Source organism: Mycobacterium sp., from assembly GCF_052145595.1.
In the GTDB taxonomy this organism is placed as follows: domain Bacteria; phylum Actinomycetota; class Actinomycetes; order Mycobacteriales; family Mycobacteriaceae; genus Mycobacterium.
This window is the reverse complement of sequence record NZ_JBKQOI010000322.1, coordinates 1-4,972: the sequence shown is the minus strand read 5'-3', so window position 1 is coordinate 4,972 and position 4,972 is coordinate 1. Positions and strand designations below refer to the sequence as shown.

At 64.0% G+C, this 4,972-nt stretch carries 5 protein-coding genes and 1 pseudogene; 3 read left to right on the top strand and 3 right to left on the bottom strand.

The window, feature by feature from the left end; translation table 11 throughout:
• Window positions 1-311, bottom strand: a pseudogene (locus ACLP4W_RS27135) (hypothetical protein); the annotation flags it as partial.
• Between the two features lie 449 nt (window positions 312-760).
• Here ACLP4W_RS27135 and istA point away from each other — a divergent pair.
• From istA to ACLP4W_RS27120, 3 genes are all read left to right on the top strand, one after another.
• Window positions 761-2,020, top strand: a complete 1,260-nt coding sequence (gene istA / locus ACLP4W_RS27130) for an IS21 family transposase (protein WP_442390468.1) — start codon at window positions 761-763, stop codon at window positions 2,018-2,020.
• Window positions 2,017-2,832 (top strand): IS21-like element helper ATPase IstB, encoded by an 816-nt coding sequence (istB, locus tag ACLP4W_RS27125; RefSeq protein ID WP_442390467.1) that lies wholly within the window; start codon window positions 2,017-2,019, stop codon window positions 2,830-2,832. The genes istA and istB overlap by 4 nt, the downstream gene beginning before the upstream one ends.
• A gap of 625 nt (window positions 2,833-3,457) precedes the next feature.
• Window positions 3,458-3,643, top strand: a complete 186-nt coding sequence (locus ACLP4W_RS27120) for a hypothetical protein (protein WP_442390466.1) — start codon at window positions 3,458-3,460, stop codon at window positions 3,641-3,643.
• Between the two features lie 255 nt (window positions 3,644-3,898).
• Here the strand turns inward: ACLP4W_RS27120 and ACLP4W_RS27115 are convergent, their stop codons facing one another.
• Both ACLP4W_RS27115 and ACLP4W_RS27110 read right to left on the bottom strand, forming a co-directional pair.
• Window positions 3,899-4,066 (bottom strand): hypothetical protein, encoded by a 168-nt coding sequence (locus tag ACLP4W_RS27115; protein WP_442390465.1) that lies wholly within the window; start codon window positions 4,064-4,066, stop codon window positions 3,899-3,901.
• A 427-nt stretch (window positions 4,067-4,493) separates the two neighbouring features.
• Window positions 4,494-4,972 (bottom strand): cytochrome P450 (locus ACLP4W_RS27110; protein ID WP_442390464.1); only part of this gene is annotated, 479 nt, incomplete at its 5' end.

Sequence of the window (4,972 nt, the reverse complement as noted above, 5' to 3'; positions counted from 1 at the left end):
CTGCCGCCACCGCCGGCATCGAGGCTCACTTGGCAACGGGCAACCCCACCGACTTCCCCATGGATGACATCACGATCGAACACTGGCCCGTCGGTCGGTGAAAGGCTGATTCGCTGACACAACACGGCGACCGGTGAGCTTCGGCGCAAGGTGTCCATGTGGTCGATGGGCAGCTTGATGTCGCTGTCGTTGCTGATTATGACGGCGGCCTGGATGGGTCGTTGGCCGGGTTGTCCCCGTAGAACATCCCATAGCAAGTGGGCCGCGACATTGACGTCAAAACCTTTTTCTTCGCGGCGGGCGACTGACACGATTAAATGTGCGTTGGGTTCATCCTGGTCAGCGCTGTTTTTGATCTTGCCGGGCCAGTTGGGTGTGGTGAGGTGGGTCGGCCACGGCGGTTAGCCGTGGCCAGTGGCCCGATTGCGGTTCGGTTGACGTAATGGCCGTATTCGATGTGGTCGTTGAACACCCGTTTCGGCGCATTCACGTCCGGACGCCGGCACTGATTAGTTGGCGATCCGATAGCCACTGACCGATCACGGACAGCGGCTTTGGCCTCGCGTTCGCGCACATGACGATCCCGCTGCCACGTCGCGCTAACTCAGCCGAGAGAGGTCGGGGCGACATACGTCCTGGCCGCCGATTCCTTTAGCAGTGCCACCCTGTCGGCGACGCCTGAAAACTGATCCCGTGTCGACGCCCGAATTTTGACCCCCTTCGTCTGAGTCTCGGCTTACGAGCCGAGAGGAGAAGGGAGTTGTTGTCAGTGGAGGATTGGGCTGAGATCCGCAGGTTGCACCGAGCGGAGGGGTTGCCGATCAAGATGATCGTGAGAACGTTGGGGGTCTCGCGGAACACGGTGCGGGCGGCGTTGGCGTCGGAGGGGCCGCCGAAGTATGAGCGCAAGCCACTGGGTTCGGCGGTGGATGCGTTCGAAGCGGCGATCCGGGCCCAGCTCAAAGAGGTGCCGACGATGCCGGCCACGGTGATCGCCGAGCGGGTCGGCTGGACGCGTGGGATGACGGTGTTCAAGGAACGTGTCCGTGAGCTGCGCCCGGCGTACCTGCCGCCGGATCCGGCGGGCCGCACGAGCTATGAAGCTGGGGATATTGCACAGTGCGACTTGTGGTTCCCGCCGACGACGGTGCCCGTGGGGTATGGGCAGAGGCGGTCGCCCATGCAGCTGCCGGTGCTGACCATGGTGTGCGGGTATTCGCGGTGGCTGTCGGCGATCCTGATCCCCACCCGACGTGGCGAGGACCTGTTCGCCGGTTGGTGGCGGCTCATCGGCGCCCTGGACGCAGTCCCGCGCACCCTGGTCTGGGATGGCGAAGGGGCGATCGGGCGGTGGCGGTCAGGGCGGGTCGAACTGACCGGCGAGTGTCAGGCGTTCCGCGGGGTTCTGGGCACGAAGGTGGTGGTGCTCAAACCGGCCGAACCGGAACACAAAGGCATCATCGAACGCGCCCATGACTATTTGGAGCGGTCGTTCCTCCCGGGCCGAACGTTCAGCGGCCCCGGCGATTTCAACCACCAACTCCAGCAATGGCTGGCGCTGGTCAACGGGCGGACCCGCCGCGTGCTGGGGTGTGCCCCGACCGACCGCATCGGTGCGGACCGCCAAGCGATGCTGGCACTGCCACCGGTACCACCGGCGGTGGGCTGGCGCCACGCGACGCGGTTGGCGCGCGATCACTACATCCGGTTGGACTCCAACGACTACTCGGTGCATCCCGGGGTGATCGGCCGGCGCATCGAAGCCGTCGCCGATCTCGACCGCGTCCACGTGTTCTGCGACGGCAAGGTGGTAGCCGACCATGAGCGGGTATGGGCCTGGCACCAGACCGTCACCGATCCCGAGCATCGCGCGGCAGCGAACATGCTGCGCCGCAACCGAATCGGTGCACTGCGCCCAGTTCGTGAACCCGAGGATCAGATCACCGTCGAGCAGCGCACCCTCAGCGATTACGACACCGCGTTGGGAATCGACCCGGGCGAAGACGGGTTGGTGTCATGACCACCAAAACCACCTCGACGGCTCGGACCACCTCGTCGAGTAATCGGGACCTGACCGCCGAGATCACCTTCCTCACCCGCGCCCTGAAAGCCCCCACCCTGCGCGAAGCGGTAGGACGCCTGGCCGAGCGGGCCCGCGCCGAATCGTGGACCCACGAGGAGTTCCTGGTGGCCTGCCTGCAACGTGAGGTATCGGCGCGGGAATCCCACGGCGGTGAAGGCCGCATCCGTGCGGCCCGCTTCCCATCCCGAAAATCATTGGAGGAGTTCGACTTCGACCATGCCCGCGGCCTCAAACGTGACCTGATTGCACACCTGGGCACCCTGGACTTCGTGGCCGCCAAGGACAACGTTGTGTTCCTCGGCCCGCCGGGCACCGGCAAGACCCACCTCGCAATCGGTATCGCGATCCGCGCCTGCCAGGCCGGCCACCGGGTGCTGTTCGCCACCGCCAGCCAGTGGGTCGCCCGGCTGGCCGAGGCCCACCACGCCGGGCGACTCCAACAGGAACTCGTCCGGCTGGGCCGCTACCCACTGCTTGTCGTCGACGAGGTCGGTTACATCCCCTTCGAACCCGAAGCAGCCAACCTGTTCTTCCAGCTGGTGTCCTCCCGCTACGAACGGGCCAGCCTCATCGTCACCTCGAACAAGCCGTTCGGCCGGTGGGGTGAAGTGTTCGGCGACGACGTCGTAGCCGCAGCAATGATCGACCGCCTCGTCCACCACGCCGAGGTCATCGCCCTCAAGGGCGATTCCTACCGCATCAAAGACCGCGACCTCGGGCGAGTCCCGGGATCGACCACCGAAGAATGAACACCAAGGGGGTCAATTTTCAACCGTCGAAAAGGGGTCAATTTTCGGCCGCCGTTGACACACCCGGGGTCGTCCTCATCAGGGACGGCGGCTTGAGGCTTCTCGTGAGCTGGATCTCATGCGATATCGCCCGTTTCACGCCCCGGTGGGAGCATCTCCTGCAAGCCGTTTGGAGGTGAGATCAGTTGAAGATACAGCGGAATGACCACGTGTCGAAGGAGAACTTCGTCTACCGATACCGGCTGCGGAAAGAGCACCTCGCAGATCTCTCTGTAGCCAGCGACGATTACTTCGCCGCCGAGGAAGCCGACATTGTTCAGATTGAGGCCACGCTCGCCATGGTGGGTGGGCGGTGGTGTACTGCGACGCCGCGTGGGAACGACGCGACAGCCCATTGGCTGACATCGCGCCGACAAGACGGCCCGGCAGCGTATCCGGCTGTGGCTCAAGGTAGTCCGGCTCGCGTCAATATCCCCGCGACTACGGCTGCCGACCAACCCAACGACCCCGAAATGGCGCACGACACTACCAACGCTGGCCGCTCAGACCGCAGCTCGGGACATCCCCGTCGGCTTTGGACATCGGTGAACCCCACAGGCCGCGATTCGACGAAGTTGAGCACATCATGACCACCATCCTTGATCGCACCGGACACATCCGTGCAGCCGACGGCTCGGTCGTACGGCTAGACATCGAAATGGGCGCATATGTGGCCACCTACTACCGGCCCAACATGAGCGTTAGGGCAATGGTCCGCGGCTCACTGGCCGAAGTTCAAACAGCAATGAACAGATGGACGTTCGCTGCGTAAGCGCTGGAGTTCGGACGCGACCGGTGCGGCCGGAATCCGCCCAGCATTCCAAACCGTCAGAAGGGAGTTGTTCAGCCATGAATATCGTCACGTCGCAGCCAGCCACTGCTGCTCCGGCCACCGGAGGAACACCGGTCGAGGGCTTTAGTCCCCGAGATGGGCGGTCACTCCGAAAACCTTGCATCGCAGCCCAATAACGACGCTGAACTGCCGTCGGGCGAAAAGGCCGCACGGTTTGAACGCGAGGTCGTGCCGCTACAGTAAAGGGCGATTGCCGAACCCGTCGGAAGCGAAAACGTCGAGGTGCCAGCCCGCCATCGCACGGTCGAACATCCAGCCGCCAATCATCCTGACTGCGCAGGCGACGCTGCCAAGGATGACGTCGACCTGATACGGCGCCATTTCGGATTCGAGCGCGCACATCGGTTTGCGTAAATACAACGGTCTTCGTCTCCATCAGGCGCTGTTGGGATGCCAACCACTCGGCGAGGTCGTTCCACCAGTGCCACCATCGTGGCCAGTGCGATGATTTTCGGGAGTGCGGCCTTCCGCTCAGTGAGATCCTGCGCCGCAACGACACCACCTAACAGTTCATTCCGACCAGCGGGAGAATTCCCAAGGCCAACGCTTCGGTCCCGGTAGCGTCAGGCGAGCCACTGACCGAGGGGACCTGGCGCGCAAGGACATGGACTCGTTGGACCGCCGTCTCGAGCGGTTGACTGCGCCGTCCGATAACTGATACCCGTGCGGCGGACCACGTCGGAGATCTTCCCGATGCTGGTCCGCCGATCGGGCTCCACCTCAGGGCGTCGGCCACCATCGCACTGGCCCCAGAAAGCGTTGAGAACGCTCAGGCCGAGATCAGCCTGAGCGGCAGTCGCTCGTAGCAGCGGATGATGTTGTTGAGCGCCCATGTCGGCTCGCCGGCGAGTTCGATTCGGCTCACCTGCCGCATCAGCGCAGTGAGCATCGCCTGCATCTCGATCCGGGCGAGCCCCTGCCCGGCGCAGGCATGCGTGCCGTACCCGAAGCCGAGATGGCGGGTGGCATTGCGGCGGATGTCGAACACGTCGGCCTTTGGCCACTCGTGCTCATCGCGGTTCGCCGACGCGTACAGCACTAGCACCCGCGATTCAGCCGGGACCTCGATATCGCCGATTTCAGTCGGCTGCAGCGACTTTCGGGTGAACGCCCGCAACGGCGATTCGTATCGCAGCACCTCGTTGATCGCATTGGGCAGCAGAGACGGCTCGGCGCGCAGCGTATCCCACTGGTCGGGATGCAAAGCAAAGAGCGCCAGCGCACTGGCGATTCCGCTGATCGTGGTGT

Excerpts from the sequence above, each read along its gene's own strand:
- istB (WP_442390467.1), top strand. The coding sequence starts at position 2,017 with ATGACCACCAAAACCACCTCGACGGCTCGGACCACCTCGTCGAGTAAT.
- ACLP4W_RS27120 (WP_442390466.1), top strand. The coding sequence starts at position 3,458 with ATGACCACCATCCTTGATCGCACCGGACACATCCGTGCAGCCGACGGC.
- ACLP4W_RS27115 (WP_442390465.1), bottom strand. The coding sequence starts at position 4,066 with ATGTGCGCGCTCGAATCCGAAATGGCGCCGTATCAGGTCGACGTCATC.